13 protein-coding genes are annotated in these 17,637 nt (G+C 57.9%); 1 reads left to right on the forward strand and 12 read right to left on the reverse strand.

Annotated elements, in window-relative coordinates; all coding sequences use genetic code 11:
* Window positions 1-13 precede the first annotated feature (13 nt).
* The 4 genes from BQ8011_RS00565 to BQ8011_RS00580 all read right to left on the reverse strand — a co-directional run bounded on the left by BQ8011_RS00565 (window position 14) and on the right by BQ8011_RS00580 (window position 4,035).
* Window positions 14-373, reverse strand: coding sequence for an NADH-quinone oxidoreductase subunit A (locus BQ8011_RS00565; RefSeq protein ID WP_019126942.1), 360 nt, complete (start codon window positions 371-373; stop codon window positions 14-16).
* Window positions 374-407: 34 nt separating this feature from the next.
* Window positions 408-1,706, reverse strand: coding sequence for a geranylgeranyl reductase family protein (locus BQ8011_RS00570; protein WP_072456608.1), 1,299 nt, complete (start codon window positions 1,704-1,706; stop codon window positions 408-410).
* Between the two features lie 304 nt (window positions 1,707-2,010).
* On the reverse strand, window positions 2,011-3,195 hold the full coding sequence (locus BQ8011_RS00575) for a Gfo/Idh/MocA family protein (protein ID WP_072457806.1): 1,185 nt from the start codon (window positions 3,193-3,195) through the stop codon (window positions 2,011-2,013).
* 123 nt (window positions 3,196-3,318) lie between these two features.
* Window positions 3,319-4,035, reverse strand: coding sequence for a class I SAM-dependent methyltransferase (locus BQ8011_RS00580; protein WP_072456612.1), 717 nt, complete (start codon window positions 4,033-4,035; stop codon window positions 3,319-3,321).
* Window positions 4,036-4,111: 76 nt separating this feature from the next.
* On the opposite strand from BQ8011_RS00580, the gene BQ8011_RS00585 reads away from it, so the two are divergent.
* Entirely contained in the window at window positions 4,112-5,398 is a 1,287-nt protein-coding gene (locus BQ8011_RS00585; protein WP_072456615.1) for an isochorismate synthase, read from the forward strand.
* A gap of 1 nt (window position 5,399) precedes the next feature.
* Here the strand turns inward: BQ8011_RS00585 and BQ8011_RS00590 are convergent, their stop codons facing one another.
* The 8 genes from BQ8011_RS00590 to gnpA all read right to left on the reverse strand — a co-directional run bounded on the left by BQ8011_RS00590 (window position 5,400) and on the right by gnpA (window position 17,493).
* A complete protein-coding gene (locus BQ8011_RS00590; RefSeq protein WP_072456618.1) occupies window positions 5,400-6,776 on the reverse strand; it encodes a S1C family serine protease in 1,377 nt (458 codons plus the stop codon).
* A gap of 43 nt (window positions 6,777-6,819) precedes the next feature.
* On the reverse strand, window positions 6,820-8,526 hold the full coding sequence (menD, locus tag BQ8011_RS00595; protein WP_072456620.1) for a 2-succinyl-5-enolpyruvyl-6-hydroxy-3-cyclohexene-1-carboxylic-acid synthase: 1,707 nt from the start codon (window positions 8,524-8,526) through the stop codon (window positions 6,820-6,822).
* 10 nt (window positions 8,527-8,536) lie between these two features.
* Window positions 8,537-9,598: an o-succinylbenzoate synthase gene (locus tag BQ8011_RS00600; protein WP_083429957.1), complete on the reverse strand. Its 1,062-nt coding sequence runs from the start codon at window positions 9,596-9,598 to the stop codon at window positions 8,537-8,539.
* A gap of 11 nt (window positions 9,599-9,609) precedes the next feature.
* Window positions 9,610-11,769, reverse strand: a complete 2,160-nt coding sequence (locus BQ8011_RS00605) for a beta-galactosidase (protein WP_072456621.1) — start codon at window positions 11,767-11,769, stop codon at window positions 9,610-9,612.
* Between the two features lie 13 nt (window positions 11,770-11,782).
* Window positions 11,783-12,691 carry a carbohydrate ABC transporter permease gene (locus BQ8011_RS00610; RefSeq protein WP_072456623.1) on the reverse strand — a complete coding sequence of 303 codons (909 nt, stop codon included), beginning with the start codon at window positions 12,689-12,691 and terminating at the stop codon, window positions 11,783-11,785.
* The gene (locus tag BQ8011_RS00615; RefSeq protein ID WP_072456626.1) at window positions 12,688-13,620 is read right to left on the reverse strand and encodes a carbohydrate ABC transporter permease; all 933 of its coding nucleotides are present in this window, start codon (window positions 13,618-13,620) and stop codon (window positions 12,688-12,690) included. Before BQ8011_RS00615 ends, BQ8011_RS00610 begins: the two co-directional genes overlap by 4 nt.
* A gap of 98 nt (window positions 13,621-13,718) precedes the next feature.
* The gene (locus tag BQ8011_RS00620) at window positions 13,719-15,047 is read right to left on the reverse strand and encodes an ABC transporter substrate-binding protein (RefSeq protein ID WP_072456629.1); all 1,329 of its coding nucleotides are present in this window, start codon (window positions 15,045-15,047) and stop codon (window positions 13,719-13,721) included.
* A gap of 145 nt (window positions 15,048-15,192) precedes the next feature.
* Window positions 15,193-17,493, reverse strand: coding sequence for a 1,3-beta-galactosyl-N-acetylhexosamine phosphorylase (gnpA, locus tag BQ8011_RS00625; protein WP_072456632.1), 2,301 nt, complete (start codon window positions 17,491-17,493; stop codon window positions 15,193-15,195).
* Window positions 17,494-17,637: the final 144 nt, after the last annotated feature.

The raw sequence follows: 17,637 nt of genomic DNA on the forward strand, positions 1-17,637 counted from the left end.
TTTTCCTCTTACCTCAGTAATCCAGTCCGCCGCGGCGCCATTCGTAGATATAGGGGACGGTGATCACCGCGATGAAGGTCAGCATGGCGACCAATCCGAAGAGTCCCAGCTGGTTGAAGCTGACGGCCCACGGGTACATGAACACCACTTCGATGTCGAAGACAATAAATGTCATAGCGACCAGGTAGTAGCGAACGGGGAAACGTCCGCGTTCCAGGTGCTGTTCGGTGGGGTCGATACCGCATTCGTAGTTGTCGGCCTTCGTCCGGTTCTTTCGCGTTGGCCCCAGAATTGCGGATGCGCCCAGCCCGCCAAGTGCAAGGACCATGGCGGCTGCGGCCATGATCAGCAGCGGAACATAGGGATTGGTCATCGTTCCTCCCACATCGGGTGTACCTTCGTGGCCATCATGCTGATGGCACCATCTTGGATAGGGTCGTAATCAGTCGGTCATCGAAATCGCCGCCTTGGCGTTCGAATCCATCCGACAGAAGCTTGTGAACCAAGGTCATCAGGCGCGGGATGGGCAGACCGTAGGTCGTGCACAGACGCATGATCTTGGGGTTTTCAATGAGTCGAACAAAGACGCGCCCAAGCTGGTAGTAGCCGCCGTACTCGTTGCGAACTCGCTGCGGGTAGGCACTCATCGCGCGGTCTACTCCCGCCCGATGAGTACGCGAAAGAGCCTGAGCCATCGCTTCGGCAGCGTAGCGCCCCGCCTTCATCGCAGGTGCGATTCCTTCACCGTTAAAGGGAGAAACCATTCCACCGGCATCCCCGACAAGAAGGAATCCGTTGGTGTAGTGAGGCTTGCGGTTCAAGCTCATGGGAAGCGCTGCACTACGGAGCTGCCCGATCTGGTTTTCGGGGGTGAATCCCCATTCCTCGGGGAGGTTGGCAACCCACTGCTCAAAAACCTGGCGATAGGGCAGGCTTGTTGCACTGGCCGTTGAAGATACCGACCCCAGTCCAACGTTGACGATTCCGTCCCCCATGGGGAAAATCCACCCGTATCCGGGCAGAAGATCGGAGTGTCCGGGTTCTCCGGCCCACAGTTCCAGGTGGGATTCCATCCACTCTTCATTTCCACGAGGGCTACGGAAGTAGGTGCGCGCGGCAACTCCCATGGGGCGCTTGGGGTTCTTTTCAATTCCGAGGCGGGTGGCGACCTTTGCAGACACTCCCCCGGCGTCGACGACCAGCTTGGCGCGGATGGTCACATCCTGGGTGTTTGCGCCACGGCCTCGGCGCGCGCGGACGCCGCACACCCGGTGGGCAGAATCTTGGATCACCTCGGTGACGGTCAGTTCTTCTTCGAGGCGAGCTCCCGCACTCTGTGCACGCTGAACCAGCGCGTGGTCAAGGTCCATGCGCGCGCGCGTCATTCCGTATCCGGGAAGCGAGGCCTGATCGGGCCACTCCATGTGGATTGTGTGGCCGCCTCCAATGACCGTCAGACCGCGGTTTCGCGTCCAACCAGAAGTATCAACACCCATGAGGATGAGTTCTTGAACGGCAGCGGGAGTCAGGCCATCACCGCAGATCTTGTCACGCGGGAAACGCGCCTTGTCGACAAGGAGGACATCAATTCCAAGGGTCGCCAGATGGTAAGCGGTCGATGCACCGCCGGGGCCGGCGCCGACTACGACGACGTCGGCACTCATGTCCTGGGCCTGCTGGCTCACCACTCCTCCTGAACGCTCCATAAAGCACCTGAATGTAATCAGGGTCCATTAGACGACGATAGTCACAGCGTCCACAAAGGGCTGAAGAACGCCAAAAAGTCCGTGAGCACAACACTTTGGGGCCGTGAGCGAGCGCACACCCTTATTTAATTTACGCACATGCACGTTGCGTTAATGATCCGAAGAGATAGATCGGGAGAAAACTGCACTTTCTCGCAGCTCTTGAGAGCACGTCCAGTTGCGACTCAGGAGTCTCCAATCACCTGCTCTCCGCCGCAGATTCCCCCAGTTCTTTTCCAGCCAAAAACCGCAGATCACGCGGTCTTCACCGGTGGCCTCGCTCTTGATTGCCCTCAAAATAGGCAGCAATGTGCGGGGCCACCCGTGGTACATCGAAGGGAATATTGCCCTCGCGTAGCGACTTCGTTGCAAGGACCCCTGCAGCAACGGCCTCACGCGCGCCCAAAGGTGTCGTATCTGTTTGATCTCCGTGAGCAACAAAACGCAAGAATTCGTCCATTGTTGCAACGTCAGCATCATCGTGACCACGAGCATCACCTCGGATCGGAATTTCAATGTCGCCTTGAGGTTCCCAGCGACTCCGGTGCTTCCACACCCGCACCACTCCTCCGTCACCGTCGCCGAAGTTCTCTGCGCGTCCTCGGGTTCCAATGACGGTGTAGTTTCTCCAGTAATCCGGAGTGAAGTGGCACTGCTCGTAGGAAATCATGGTTCCTGAGACCTGTCTCATCATGAACATCGAGAGGTCTTCAACGTCAATGACGGGGTTGAGTCCCGTGAGGGATTCCGGCGGCCAGTTTTCATAGGAAAACCAGTCACTCATGACGCGATCGCGGCGCTGGCCACTGCGATCTGTGAGTTTTCCGTAGACCATGAGGTCCCCCATTCCGACGACCCGCTCGGGGACAGAATCGGAGAGCCAATTCATGACATCGATGTCATGGGCAGCTTTCTGGAGCAGCAGCCCTGTCGTACGGCTACGATCAGCGTGCCAATCCTTGAAGTAGTAGTCGCCGCCGTTTCCCACGAAGTGCCGGCACCAGATTGCACGGACCTCGCCGATCAACCCATCGCGAATAACTTGGCGCAGGATTCGGACAACGGCCATGTGGCGCATATTGTGTCCAACATAGAGCGGAGTCCTGGTTCGAAACGCGGTCTCAAGCACGCGATCGGCACCCTCAATGGTGATGGCGATGGGCTTTTCTAAGTAGACTCCAACCCCGGCTTCGAGCAGTTGGCATGTGATGTCTTCGTGCGTGTCATCGGGGCTGGTGACAATTGCCGCATCGATTCCCAAGCGAAGAAGCTCTTCCAGACTCTCTACCCACGGATGATCGCCAAGAATCTCACGAGCGCGCTCGCGCATTGCGGGGTTGGGATCACAACCGCCGACGAACTCAGCAGGCACTGTGGAATCCTGACAGTTCTTGGCGATGGTGCATCGCGCTCCCAATCCGATGATTCCGATGCGCAGTGGTGTGGACATGAAGGCTCCATTCACACAGTCTTCTTCGACTCCCCCATTATGCGCTCCGCGTGAGGGCCCATAAAAGGATCCGGCCGCCTGCAGTCCACACTCTGCAAACGACCGGAAGTCTTCCGCGCCCCTCTAGGCCTTGGTGGCTCGATGAAGCGCAACAATGCCACCTGTGAGGTAGCGGTAGTGCACATCGCTCCACCCGGCCTCGGCAATCAAGGCTGCAACTTCGGGTGCACCCGGCCAGTCAAGGATCGACTCAGCCAAGTAGTCGTAGGCAACATCGTCTGAGGACGCAAGGCGCGCAACCAGCGGCATCACATACTGGAGGTGCAGCGAGTAGCCCGCGCGTAGGAGCGCCGATGTTGGCGTTGAAAACTCGCAGACAAGCAAACGCCCACCCGGACGCGTCACGCGAGACATTTCTTCCAAGGCGCGCTTCGGATCGGGTACATTTCGCAGCCCGTAGGAAATTGTGACCGCGTCAAAAGTATTGTCCTCGAAGGGAAGATTCATGGCATCGCCCTGAACAAAATCAACCTCGGGGTGGCGAGCGCGTCCCACTTCAATCATTCCGGCCGAGAGATCGCATGCCACAACGCGAGCACCACTGCGCGCGATCGCCACCGATGACGCACCGGTCCCAGCGGCAAGGTCCAAAATGTAGTCGGAGGGCTTGGGTTTGAGTGCCGCGGTCAGCGCCTTCATCCACACAAAATTCATCCCGCCACTGAGCAGAGCGTTCATCACGTCGTAGCGCTGGGAGACGTCGTCGAACATCGCAGCTACTTCGTCTTGAGACTTTCCAAGATCGGCGCGGCGCGGCTGAGAGGAAGTGTGTGCACTCATGTATCTATTTTCCCATTTGTGCGTGTTTTAGGCACACTCAATCGCTCATCGACGCCCAGGGAATTAGCATTGACTCATGCCCTCTCGACATTTCTCGACGATCCCGACGCTGTATTGCTGGGTTGATCTTCTTGACCCTTCCAGCGAGTATGGGCGCACGTCGATCTTCTCTTTGCTTCCCTCTTCCGGAGTATGCGCGTGGATCCGCGACGAGGCCATGGTCGGTTGGGGGAAAGCCTGGAGCTGGAAGCGGGGGAAGGATCGCCCTCCTCTGGTTGAGGCCGGGGAAAATGCTGCGATCACCGAGGCCGCTCGCGTGTGGGATCTCCTGCGGGAAAAAGCCCAAGTTCATTGGGGTGAGGGGGCGCGCGTTGCTTGGGGAAAAAGCCTCCCTACTCTTCCCTTTGCCTTTGTATCCTGTGCATTTGAAGACGATGGTGAGCGTACCCTCATCGTTCCGGAATTGACAGTCATCACCTCCGGTTCGCAGCGCTTTGTCATCGCCGCCTCGACTGACTCTCACGTGAAACCCGAATTTGCGCCGCCGATACGCCAGCACACGCTTCCTTCACATGTCGAGCAGTGCCCCGGCGCGATGAGCGAGGACCAGTGGCGCGGGGCTGTTGACGAGGTGATCGATGCGCTGCGTAATGAAGAGGCCGCAAAAGTTGTGATGGCGCGCGACCTTACAATCAGCAGCGACGGCGAAATTAACGAGGCTGCCCTCGTTGAGAGTCTTCATGAGCGCTACCCGCAAACCTGGACTTTTTCCGTTGACGGATTGATCGGCGCAACCCCGGAAATGTTGGTTTCCTTGAAAGACGGGCACCTCCACTCGCGGGTCCTAGCAGGAAGCTGCCGTCCCGAAGATGCGGAAAAGCTCCCGCTATCTTTGAAAGATCGCTCCGAACATCTTTTCGCCCTTGAATCGGTTGTCGCAGCTCTTCTGCCCATTGCCCAGGACGTACGCGCACCCGCACGTCCCGAGGTCCTCGTGCTCCCCAATATCGCTCACTTGTGTTCCGATGTTGACGCATCTTTTCCCGAAGGCTCTGTTCTCGATGCTGTCGCACAGTTGCATCCAACGGCTGCGGTATGCGGCACCCCCCTTGATGATGCTCTCGATCTCATTCACGCTCACGAGCGCATCGAACGAGGCCGTTACTCGGGGCCTGTGGGCTGGATTGACGGCGCCGGTAATGGCGAGTTTGGGATTGCTCTTCGTTGCGGTCAACTTGAAGATCACGGCCGCACCTTGCGAGTCTTCGCCGGCTGCGGAATCATGCCAGATTCCCTTTCGAGCAGCGAATTTGAAGAGACTCAGACCAAGATGCGGCCGATTCTTGAGGTTTTAGGCGTCTAGCCTAGTTCTCCGACTGGAGTTTTACGCGGACGGTGTTCTCAACGCCGTCACGCACGTAGGTCACCTTGACTTCCTGGCCACCCATGTAGCGCCTCACGTATCCAACCAGGGATTGCGCCGATGAAACAGTGTTGTCGTCAACAGCCGTGATGACGTCCCCGGCCCTCAATCCAGCGGCTTCTGCGCCCGAGCCCTGAGTCACTGCGGAGATCTGCGCTCCCGCGCGAGTATCGTTTCCAACTCGCGCAGCACCCGTCGTAATGGAAACTCCCAGCCGGGCGTGGTCGACCGTGCCATTTTGGATGAGCTGATTGACAACGGAAACGACCAGGTCCGAGGGAATCGCAAAGCCCAGACCAATCGATCCCGCTTGAGAACTCGACGACGAGGACAGCGAGGCAATCGAGGAGTTAATTCCGATCACCTGCCCGTGCTCGTTAAAGAGAGGACCGCCAGAGTTACCGGGGTTGATCGAGGCGTCGACCTGAATTGCGTTCGTCGTCACCGCCTGGTTGTTTTGCTGTTGAAGCTGATTGAAGGGGTCTTTCGAATTGCCCTGGTCATTCGATTCGGAGGCCTGCACCTGAACGGGACGGTTGAGCGCCGAGATAATTCCAGTCGTTACGGTATTTGATAGGCCCAGGGGTGAACCGATCGCCATGACGGGCTGACCGACCTTGAGGTCGGAAGATTGACCGAATTGCGCGGCGACCAGATCCGAAGGCGGGTTGACCAGGCGAATCACTGCGAGGTCTGTGCTTTGGTCAGTTCCAACGATTTTTGCTTCGTAGATTCGCCCGTCGGTCAGGGTGACTTGGATTCTTCCGCTTCCGTCGACGACCGAGGAGATGACGTGGTAGTTGGTGACGATGTTGCCGGAGGAATCAACGATCGCGCCTGATCCGACGCCGGAAGAGTTTTGCCCAGAGACGTTGATTGTCACGACCGCGGGAGACACGGTTGCCGAAACCGCCTCCCAATCGACCGCAGTTCCAGCAGAGTTTGCTTGTGCAGGGGCGGAAGTCTGGCTGACCAAGGGGGTGGTAACAGAGGAACGCAGATTCTGGCCAAGTACCAGGGTTCCGCCGGTTGCCATTCCGATACTGCAGACCATCGCGAGGAACAGGGCTCCCCAGCCCGGGCCGCGCTTGACCGGAGCGGGCGCAACGGCAACCGGTGCCGCTTCTACGGTCTCTGCGTCAGTTTCCTCTGCCGAGGCGACCGGCGCACTCTGCGTGAAGCTTGCGTCGCCAGCAGCCGGAGTTGCAGGAGCCGGAAGGACAGGGCTAGGAGTTTCCGAGGCGCTTTGCTCGGGTGTTTCATTCATCTGCGGTTGGAAGCGTGCACCGTCTTCGGGTGTGTTTTCGTCAGGATTCATCGCCGACCCATTTCAATCGTTATCAATTTGTTACATTAGCATGCTACAAGGATCGCAGATGCGCAATATCTTTCGTCGGTCGCGAAATAGGAAGATGAAGAATCTCTAGTCCTTCAACTTGCGAAGCGAGGATCTCTCGAAGCTGGGTAAGCGAGGAAATAGTGCGGGTTTTTACGCCGTATGCCGCGCCAAGTGCGGAGATATCCGCACGCTGTGAGACCCCGAAATAACGCTCGTACACTCCCGCAGATGCTGTGCGCCCATGCTCGAGGCTCTCAAAGATCGAACCACCGGAATCATCAAGAACAATTACTCGAAGAGGCGGAAACTTCTCACCGCGAGGCAGCCCCAAACCAGAGGCATCGTGCAAGAAAGTCAGGTCCCCCATCACCGCAGTCACCCCCGAGTAATCTGCACCTTCAAGGCGCGCGCACGCGCTCGCCCATCCAAGAGCGGTCGAGGTATTGCCATCGATTCCCGCCAGCCCTCGATTCGACCAGACCTGAGTAGGGCCGCTGGCGTTTTCGTGGCGGTACGCGATGAGGTCAGCGATACGAACCGGGTTGGAAGCCCCGAGGAAAACCCTTGGACACAGCTGCCACACCATATCCATCACACCAAGCGCGCTCGGAGTATCCCCATAAGAGGCAATGATCTCCTCAATCCCCGCGCGAACTTCTTTCACGCGTTCACGCAGCGCCTCAAGTAGGGGAAGTTGGCGGGCCTCGTCCACACAATCATTGTCATGAAGAGATGGCACAACACATGATGCACTTCCGTGCAGATCGGGCCACTCACCGTAGGAAGCAACAACCACAACTCGTTTACCCGAGGCGCACACAGCCTGAACCGGACGCGACAAGGTCGGACGCCCCGTCACAATAATCTGCTCAAAGCATCCCGTGACCTCTTCATCACCAAGAAGCGTCTGCTGGAAAGGAATACGTACATCTTCAGGAACACCGGTCACCATTGGCTCGGCAAAAACCGGAACCCGCGAGCGAGCGGCCCACTCAAGCACTGCTTCCTCAGCTCCCTGTCCCGCAATGACGACAGTCGCTCGCGCTGGATCAAGAATGTTCTCACTGAGGGGATCGCGAAAAAATTGCGCGGGATAGACCGCTCCCTCAGCGCGCCGGTTTCCTTCATGGGCCTCGCACACACTCTCGGTCTGGAAATCTTCGGGAACCAGCGGATCACGGAATTCACAATTGATATGAACGGGGCCAGGAGTACCGCTCGGCGCGCCTGCGCTTGCCGCAAGCGCGCGGCACATGCGATCAGGGACACTCCCCAGTTCTTCTCTCGCGGTCGAGAAGTTCCACTCCCCCACGACGTGAGGCGAGAAAAGTCCCTGCTGCGTCATAGTTTGCGAGGCCCCAACTCCGTGCAGGTCGACGGGGCGATCGGCGCTGATGGCCAGCAGTGGGACGCGGGAGTAGTGGGCCTCGACAATCGCGGGATAGAGCTCGGCAACTGCACTTCCCGAGGTCGTGATGACGCAGGCGCGCGCAGGGCCTCGTCGCTGCGAAGCACTCGCATCAAGGTTCAATCCCAAGGCGAAGAAGGCAGCGGAGCGTTCGTCGAGCCTGACGTGAACTCGAATCGGGCTCTTTGCCTGCGCTTCTAGGCACGCAAGAGCATAGGCGAAAGGAGCATTTCGCGATCCAGGACAGTACACGAAGTCGCGGACTCCGCCCGCGATGAGGGAGTCAATGATGCCGTGCGCTAGAGCTTGTGATGGGAACATGTCTTTTCTTCTAGTGATAGTGCGCCATTTCAGTAATGCGCTCAGCCCAGGACTGAGTAAGAGAGCTGTCAATAGGTGCTTCGCTCACCAAAGCTTCGTTCAAGGAAAGTTCGGATGGAATCATGCACCCGTCGTGGATGAGCGCGGGGGTGAGCGCGGTGTCTGCTGCAAGCAGATTAGCCGTCCCCAGCCCACACGGCCGTGGTGCCTGATCCAGAGCACATGCCACTCGCGCCGCATAATCCAAGCCGAAGCTGGTCTCGAGTGCCGAAGAGATCACCACTGGCATGGGGAGTTCTTCAACAAGGAGAGTAACCGCACGTCCTCCGCCTAGGGGCGCGATCTTAATGACGGCCACATCCGCTGCTTCTAGACGCGCGACGTTGAGGGGGTCTTCCGCGCGACGAATCGATTCATCTGCAGCGATGGGAACGTCTTGTTTTCGTCGCACCCATGCGAGGTCTTCAACTGCCATGCAGGGTTGTTCAACGTACTCAAGTCCGCCCACTGCCCCGGCTGCACGATTCAAACGCGCAATCCACGTCAGGGCATTCTCCCGGTCCCATGCCCCATTGGCATCGACACGCACCCGTGCGGATGACCCGTGTCGTTCAGCTAACGCCTCGGCGACTGCCTCAACGCGCCTGCAATCACGCTCAAGATCGGAACGCGCATCGGCGACCTTCACTTTCGCACTCGTCCACTGAGGAGCATCGAGTATCCTCTGGCGCGCAGCATCGGCTGCGATCACCGGAATCGTCACATTGAGGGGGACCCGTGATCGACGAGGCCGCGGCGAGGCAATGCGCGCAGCCTCCAATGCGCTGGCAAGCCAAACAGCAGATTCCTGGGGGTCGTAATCCCAAAACGGAGCACACTCTCCCCAGCCCTCTTCGCCATGGATGAGAAGGCCTTCGCGCACATCAATCCCTCGAAAACGCACACGCATAGGGATTGAATAGACGAGCACTCGATCAATCCCGTCGAGTACGCGTCGCGCGTCGGAAGGTAGTTGCTCAAGAGAGAGTTCGTGCAGACGGAGAGGCGAAGCATCCGCATGCGTCTTCTCCACTATGCGATCCCTTATCTCTCAACGACTAATGCTGAACGCGGAGCCAGGACCACGTGTCCCGTGCATTCACTTCCGCTGAGAAGATCTTTGCCCACAATCCCGCTCAGTTCAACTGCACGATCGGAATGGTTGAGGAGGAAGAGGAAGCCCTCGCGTTCCTGTGCCTCAACTCCTCGAGGAAGATCGGGGAACACGGGGAGAATTCGCGCGTAGCTCGCCCACATGCGTACAAGGACCGATCGCGAAAGTGCATCGAAATCGGCTGCGGCATACCACACCGAGCCCTGACCAACTCGGTTTCGGCTCAGTGCGCACGCTCCCGCTAGGTCAACTCCGCCGCCTCGGCCATCAAAGTAGGCCACGCACTCAACGCCGGCCGAGGAATTTCCTTCGCCGAGGCCTCGCCACTCATGTTCGCCCACGGGCACGATCTTTTCGGCCCAGCGTCCCGAGCGCAGGTCTTTGGCAGCGTCTCCAACCAGCTCGATGGTTCGCTTGAGAGCCTCGTTGTCGGTATCGATTCCGCACCAGTTCAGGGCAGCGGGAGTTTCTACGGCACCGGAAATCCTGTAAGCAGTGCTCTCGCGAGCATCGTAAGTGCGCCCCTGAGAGGGGCCGGTCAAGGTCGAGTGTTCGACAACCTTCACTCCGGTAAGGTCTGCAAGAGAGCCCAAGTACCCGCCCAAAATAGCGCCGCACTGGCTGTCCACAACGGCGCTCGGGGCGGTGATAACTACCTGCGAGCCGCGCTCGGCGGCAATGCGCAACGAGTGCGCCATATTGGAGTAGTCGATAAAGACTGCCGGCACAACAATGAGATCGTAGGAAGTGAAGTCGTTATCAACGCCCACAACATCGGTCGCAATTCCTGCTTCCCACAGGCTTTGATGCCAGGCTCGAGCAGGACCAAAGAATCCCCATGAGTCAAGACCGTTTTCACTGTTGATCGGCCCCAAGGCGAAGCCCCTGGCCCATTCGCTTTCCCAGTCGATGACGACAGCGGCGCGGGACGTCATACGTGAGCCTGCGACGGGCGACAGGCGCTTGAGAGCCTGTCCGGTTTCTACGACGTCCCTCCAGATCGGCGAGTTCTCACCCGAATGCGGGACCATTCCAGAGTGGAAGGTCTCCGAGCCTTTTGCGGATTGACGCCACTGGAATTGGAGGATTCCATCCGCACCGTGCGCCATGCGAGCAATGGACCACAGAAGGAATTGTCCGGGCCGCTTTGGGGAGTTCTGGGGACGCCACTGGACGGCACCGGGGGCTTGCTCCATGAGCAGCCAGGGGCTTCCCCCAGACAGGCCTCGCATGACGTCTCCCTGCCAAGCGATCTCGTGCGCACCTTGGGGGTCCGCAGGGTCCGGGTAGGAATCATCAGAGATCACATCAAGGCATGGTGCCCACGCGCGATAGTTGACGAAGGGGAAAGTCCCCATGAAGTTCGTGGTGATCGGGCGATCGCTGTAGCGACGGATTACGTCGCGCTCGTGAATCATCAGGTTTCGTAGCGCCCAGTCACTGAAACGACGCCAATCGAGCATCTGCGACGGGTTGTGGAAAGTCGGCATCGCACGCGGGGGCTGAATCTGCGCAATATCGGTGTAAGTCTGGGACCAAAATGCCGTTCCCCAGGCGTGATTGATCGCTTCGATAGTGCCGTAGCGCTCCAGCAGCCACTGACGGAAAGCTTGCGCAGATTCCTCGTCGAAGCTCTCCCAGGTATGGCAGCCATATTCGTTGGAAATGTGCCACATGACGACGCCCGGGTGATCGCCGAAACGACGAGCCATGGCCTCGGTCAGCGCACAGGCCTTTTGGGAGAAAAGCGCGCTAGAAGGGTTGTACTGTTGGCGCGATCCAAAGCCCAAGCGCACGCCTCGAGAATCGACGGGAAGTGTCTGGGGATAGCGCTGCGCCATCCAGGCCGGAGGGGAAGCAGTCCCATTGGCCAGATCCACGCTAATGCCGGCATTGTGGAGCTGGTCAATGAGGTCTGCTAGCCAATCGAGGTCGTAGTGACCTTCTTCGGGTTCAAGGGATGCCCACGAGAAGATTCCCAGAGATATCAGAGTGACTCCGGCCTCGACCATGCGTTCAATGTCGCACAGGTTGGTCTCGCGGTCCCACTGTTCAGGGTTCCAATCGCCCCCGTAGGCAATCCCTTCCATTCTCGCGTCCTTTCTATCCCTTGACGGAGCCGGCAGCCAGGCCCGATTGCCAGTACTTCTGCAAGCCAAGGAATAGCACGATGAGCGGCAAAACGCCCAAGAGCGCGCCCAGCATGACTGCGCCCTTTTGAGGAGCAAAGTAACTCATCATTCCGTACAAGCCCAAAGTGACAGGCTTGAGTTCGGGAGTGGATACCATCATCAAGGGCAAGAGGAAGTTGTTCCAGGTTGCCACGAAGATGAAGAGGAAGATCGTCACCATTGCCGGCGCCAGTAGACGCAAGACAATCGTGAAAAAGACTCGAGCTTCTGAGGCCCCATCGATGCGCGCGGCCTCGATGAGCTCTGTCGGAACCGAAGAATCCGCATAGACCCGGCCAAGGAACACACCGAAGGGAGACACACAGCTGGGAATGAGGATCGCCCAGACCGTATCGGTCAGACCCAGGTTATGGAAGACCACGTACAGAGGAATCGTGAGCAGGGCGACCGGCATCAGCAGTCCGGCCATAATCAAAGCCATCGAGACATTACGTCCCGGGAAAACAAACTTTGCCATCGCGTATCCTGCGGCAACCGAGATCAGGGTTCCAATGACGCCAGCAGTCGTTGAATAGAAGAGGGAGTTGAGCACCCAGCGCCAGAAGAGGCCTTGAGTCCAGCCCATAAGCTTCGTGTAGTTGTCCGCCAGCTCAAAGTGACCAAACCAGAAGCCATTAGTAGAAACGAGATCTGCGTTCGACTTCGTTGCCGAGAACATCACCCAGATGATCGGCAGGATGAAGTAAACCATGGTGATCGTCAGCGCAACGATGGTGGCGATCCGAGCAAGCTTCTTGGGAGCAAGGGTGCGCGGGGGCATTCCTTCAATCGAAACGCGGTATTCGCGTCCGTCAGGCAGTGTGCGAGTGGGAGTTGTCATCGCAGAGTCTTCCTTTGCAAGAGCGCGTAGATCACGGCAAGTCCGCCAGCAACCAGTGCCATCACGATTGAGATTGCCGAGGCCGGGCCATCGCCACCGGGCGAGATAGTTCCGAACATGGTGTTGTAGGCCATCATCATCGGCGTGTAGGCATTGCCCATCCACCCATTTGCAGACTGCATAACTGCGGGTTCATTGAAGAGCTGAATTGTGCCGATGATGGAGAGCAAGACTGCCAGGAGGGCAGCTCCGGAGACCATAGGGATCTTAATTTGGCGCACAATCTGCCAAGAGGAAGCGCCGTCGAGACGTGCGGCCTCGTACAGCTCATGGGGCACTGCTTGCAGCGCTGCCAGGAAGATCAGCATGTTGTAACCGGTGTAGGTCCACGTCGTCATATTTGCCATCGAGGCGAGGATTGGGGCGCCTGCGGCCATGAAGTCAATGTGGATTCCAAGGGAATCAAAGAACTTAACGATCGGGGAAAGCTCAGGGGTGTAGATGTAGAGCCAGACCATTGCGGCAACAATGCCGGGGATTGCAAATGGCAGGAAGTAGCTCAGTCGGAAGACACCAACGCGACGGATCAGGAATGAGTCCAAAACAAGAGCCAGAACAAGAGCCGAGATGATCATGATCGGGATCTGGAAGGCCGCATAAACAACGACTCGCCCCATGCCGGACCAGAATTGTCCGGACGTGATCACCATGGTGAAGTTTTCGAGGCCGACGAATTGATTTTTAAGTTCGCCGCCGCCGTACAGGCCTCCGCCACTTGCGACCTGACGGAAGAAGGACTGGTAGATTGCCACACAAATCGGAACGGCAAAAACCAAGAGGAACATAATGAAGAATGGGGCCATGAAGGCCCATCCGGTACGCGCATCGTGCCGCTCTCTGATACGCCGGTTTTGAATGTCTGACTGCATGTATCAATCACCCTCGATTGCTGGCAGATTGTGGACTTTAAACACGGTAGGGGTGTGGTTCCTCAGCGGAGAAACCACACCCCCTCCGCGATTAGCGCTTACTCAGCGACGGGAAGGTTTCCGTCCTTGAGCGCCTTCACGGACTGCGTCTGAGCAGCCTTGAAGATGTCGATCACCTTGCCGGAGCCATCACCAGCTGCGGTTGCAGCCTTGGCCATGGGATCGCCGAGGGTCGAGAAGAAGGGGATGTAGGGGAAGTCGGGGGCCAGGTTGGCGTTTGCCTTCGACAGTTCAGCGAAGACATCCTGTCCACCGTAGAATTCCTTGACCGAATCCGGGGTCTTCATGGTGCCGGTCGTGGTTGCAACGACCAGGCCCTGGGAGACCAGAGCGTCAACCTGGGTGTTCAGCCAGTTGTTGAACTCCATGGCGCCCTTGGGGTTCGAGCAGCCCTTCATGACTGCAACGCCGGAACCGCCGTCGGGGCCGGTCAGCGCGCCCTTGCCGAAGTCAGGGAGCTGAGCAACTGCCCATTCACCCTTGTTGTCGGTCTTCTCCAGATCACCGGAGATGAGCGGTGCTTCCCATGCGGCACCGATGCTGCCGATCAGGGTCTTGTCGGTCAGAGCCTTTGTGAAGGAATCTCCCCAGCGCTCTGCGACGAGAGTGGTCTTGTCATCGAGCATCGACTGCCAGAAGTCTGCCACGGTCTTGGCGGACGCATCGTCGATCTTGACGGTCCACTTATCGTTTTCAGCCTTGTACCAAACACCGCCTGCTGCAGCTGCCTGAGCGGACAGGCTGTAGCGCGACTCGTCAGCCTCGAAAGCAGAGATGTACTTGCCCTTAGCTGCTGCGATCTTGGCAGCGGCCTTGAACTCTTCGAGGTTGGTGGGAACCTTGATTCCCAGCTTCTCGAACTCAGCCTTGTTGTAGTAGTAAACAAGCGGGCCGGTGTCCTGGGGCAGGCCGTAGTACTTTCCACCCACGCCAACCTGCGAGAAGGCGCCAGCGGAGTAGTTGGCCTTGTACTCGTTGGCGTACTGGGTAACGTCTTCCAGCAGGCCCTTGGTGAACATCTCGGGGATTTCTGCATAGCCTAGCTGCGCCAAGCAAGGTCCGGAACCGGCCTTGACGTCGGTCTCGAGCTTCTTGATCATTTCGTTGGCCTTGCCATCGAACTTGACCGCCTCAACCGGGGTGTCAGGGTGCTCCTTGTTCCACTGCTCAGCGAGAGCCGAGATCTTGGTCATTCCCTCACCGTCCGGCAGACGGTGCAGGTAGGTGATGGTCGCTGCCTTATCAGCAGATGCCGAAGAGCTTGCGGTGCTGTCAGTCTTCGCGCCCGAACCCGAGCACGCAGTCAAACCCATCGCAGCAACTGACATGAGCGCAACAACGCTCATGGAGCGGCGTGACATGTGCATGTTATTCCCTCTCCGTTGTGGGACGTTTACAAAGTTGACACCTTTTGTCAGCTTCATCCATTGCTCTCTTATGCTAACTCACAGAGAAGATGTCTGACACATTTTTAACCTGTGACTATGCAATTAGTTGATTACGATTTGATAACTAAAGAAGCTGACCTTTTCCCCAGTCAACCCAGCGTCCTTCACCTGCAGCCAATTCAACGAGGATTTGTCCGCCCTGGCCAGAAATCTCACTCGAACGGGGGGCATCTGCATCGTTATAAACGAATGCGAGTGCTGATTCTGGATACCAAGCAACTTCAACATCCGGGTTCGACGAGCACAGAACGCACTCCCACTGATCCTCAGCATGGGCTGCCCACATGATGGCGCGGTGAAGCAAACGACTATTCGCAGTCGACCATGTCAGACCCGCAAGATAGACGCCGCGTCCGCCGCAGAAGTCATGAGCCGAAGCACGAACACTGCCGTGATCCATCACCAAAACGTCAGTTGCAGAGTCGGTAACGACAACATCACCGGGATCTTCACCAAAGATGTAGTCCCCATCCAGATCAGCGGTGATGAAGTGCTCGCTCACCGGCTCCTCGTAGTGATCCTTGGACAGCGACCACGAGATCTCCTGATCGACGCCCAAAACGTCAGAGAGCGCGAAGATGCTTCCGCGGCAGATTCCTCCGCGATCAGCATTTCCCTGCGTCCCTACCGAGGCCGTGGGCTGGCCAATACCAATGAAACCGCCACCGCGAGCAACGAAGCGTCGTAACGCGTCTTGGAGACGAAGATCCTCCCAGACATGCCCACCTGAGAAGGAAGTGTTGGCCGCGCCCGCATTAATGACGACATCCACGTCTTCGAGCGCCTTCATCCCACCTTCAATCACCTCGTCGAAGGACATGAAACGCACATCAAAGGGCAAGCCAGCAAGGGCTTCAATCACCCCGAGGTAGGTGTGAATCTGCTTGTACCACAGGGCGTGGGCGACCATGTGGGTCTGCCAAGTACGCAACTTACCCCACGCATTCAAGACGGCAACGCGCACGGGTGCACATGCAGGCTTCTCCCCTCCCGTGGCCTCGTGAAGGGAACGGAACTCTCCAAGGATTTCCTCCACGCGGTCGATGAACTCGGGGAACTTGAGTGCCAAGGAAAGGTAACCGCCGTAGCCCATGCGGTCTAGGGGACTGCGGACAATAGCGCGGCGAGCGGTGCGCCACGATTCATTGGCCTCGCCCAGGGGATCACCGCCCTCACGGAAGACATCGGGGAAGAAGTAGGGAAGGAAGCGCCCCTCGGTGTAGCGCACACCGGGGATATCGGAAATCATGCGGCAGGTCGCGGCCGAGCCGACAGATCCAACAACCGCATCCATCTTGATCGAGGGGAAATAAGGACCGTAGGGCTCCATGCCGATCCAGTTATCGCCAAGGAACATCATGGCCTCGCGGCCCTCCTCGTGGACCTGACGAACCAGTTCACCGGCCTTTTGGGCAACTCGCTTGGAAGTGAAATCGATCCAGTCTTTGAAGACCGGAGTGGGAGTGCGGAAAGGACAGTTGTACCAGCCGCCATCAACGAAATCCTCGGGGGTCAGCGCGTAGCCGTATTCCTCTTCAAACTCTTCCATTGCCGGAATCGAAACCGAGGCGGAGTAGCCGAACCAATCGACGTAGCGTTCACGGCCTCGGGAGTCAAAGGCCAAAGTGAAGTGATAGAAGAAGGTCGTGAAACGAACCACGTCCACCTGGGGGTTGGCTTTAAGCCAGATCGCCAAGGCATCCTTGACATGCTCCCAGGTGCGCGGGAAGGCCACGTCGAAGGGACGTTCTTTGACGCGTCCCTCCTCAAGCGCCCAGTCGTTCGTCAAATAGTTGTACATCTGGGTCGAATCCCAAACTTGCACTGCGAAGAAGCTCACGGTGTAGACGTGGAAAGGCTTGGGGGAATGAATCGTAACAACGGCGCTTCCGGCGTTCTTGGGCAGGTCCCCGACGATCGGGACGGGATCGACGATCGGCTGGGCCGGAACATCCTCAACGCTCCACTGTGAAGGATCGACAACCTCACCGCTGGTTCGGTCAATCACCTGCCACCAACGTGAGGTATCACACTGAGTATCCGGACGGAACTGAGCCTGGAACCAGCCCTCCATCACGTCGATACGCAAAGGGCCATTTTCCGGCGCAGTATGGGCATTTGAGGACAAATATTGGTGAATGCGTTCGCCTTCACTTTGGTCTGCCCATTCTTCGTCGCCGCGAGCGGGAAAGTACGTGCTGTAAACCTTGGCAAAGGCGCGATCAACCCATTCGGGCAATTCGGTTCCATCTGAATTACGGACAGCGTCGGCGCCAAGCCGCTCAACGAGGGAGCGAACCTCTTCGTCAATTCCTCGTTCGATAGGGAGAGTCAGGCGGCCCAGTCGCGTCGTTTTGTCAGTCATTGTCACTCCATTGTGTTGATATCTAGGCTCTTTGCGCGCAGGGAACAACTTTGCGGACTTTTTCAGGCAGTCCCAAGTTATCTCCTTCTTGGTACGATATTACAAGCACACCGACGTGGTGATGCACATCCTCTACACACTGGA

It is taken from the genome of Actinomyces marseillensis (genome assembly GCF_900155605.1).
GTDB lineage: Bacteria > Actinomycetota > Actinomycetes > Actinomycetales > Actinomycetaceae > Pauljensenia > Pauljensenia marseillensis.

Excerpts from the sequence above, each read along its gene's own strand:
- BQ8011_RS00620 (WP_072456629.1), bottom strand. The coding sequence starts at position 15,047 with ATGCACATGTCACGCCGCTCCATGAGCGTTGTTGCGCTCATGTCAGTT.
- BQ8011_RS00615 (WP_072456626.1), bottom strand. The coding sequence starts at position 13,620 with ATGCAGTCAGACATTCAAAACCGGCGTATCAGAGAGCGGCACGATGCG.
- BQ8011_RS00575 (WP_072457806.1), bottom strand. The coding sequence starts at position 3,195 with ATGTCCACACCACTGCGCATCGGAATCATCGGATTGGGAGCGCGATGC.
- menD (WP_072456620.1), bottom strand. The coding sequence starts at position 8,526 with ATGTTCCCATCACAAGCTCTAGCGCACGGCATCATTGACTCCCTCATC.
- gnpA (WP_072456632.1), bottom strand. The coding sequence starts at position 17,493 with ATGACTGACAAAACGACGCGACTGGGCCGCCTGACTCTCCCTATCGAA.
- BQ8011_RS00580 (WP_072456612.1), bottom strand. The coding sequence starts at position 4,035 with ATGAGTGCACACACTTCCTCTCAGCCGCGCCGCGCCGATCTTGGAAAG.
- BQ8011_RS00565 (WP_019126942.1), bottom strand. The coding sequence starts at position 373 with ATGACCAATCCCTATGTTCCGCTGCTGATCATGGCCGCAGCCGCCATG.
- BQ8011_RS00570 (WP_072456608.1), bottom strand. The coding sequence starts at position 1,706 with ATGGAGCGTTCAGGAGGAGTGGTGAGCCAGCAGGCCCAGGACATGAGT.
- BQ8011_RS00590 (WP_072456618.1), bottom strand. The coding sequence starts at position 6,776 with ATGAATCCTGACGAAAACACACCCGAAGACGGTGCACGCTTCCAACCG.
- BQ8011_RS00605 (WP_072456621.1), bottom strand. The coding sequence starts at position 11,769 with ATGGAAGGGATTGCCTACGGGGGCGATTGGAACCCTGAACAGTGGGAC.
- BQ8011_RS00610 (WP_072456623.1), bottom strand. The coding sequence starts at position 12,691 with ATGACAACTCCCACTCGCACACTGCCTGACGGACGCGAATACCGCGTT.
- BQ8011_RS00585 (WP_072456615.1), top strand. The coding sequence starts at position 4,112 with ATGCCCTCTCGACATTTCTCGACGATCCCGACGCTGTATTGCTGGGTT.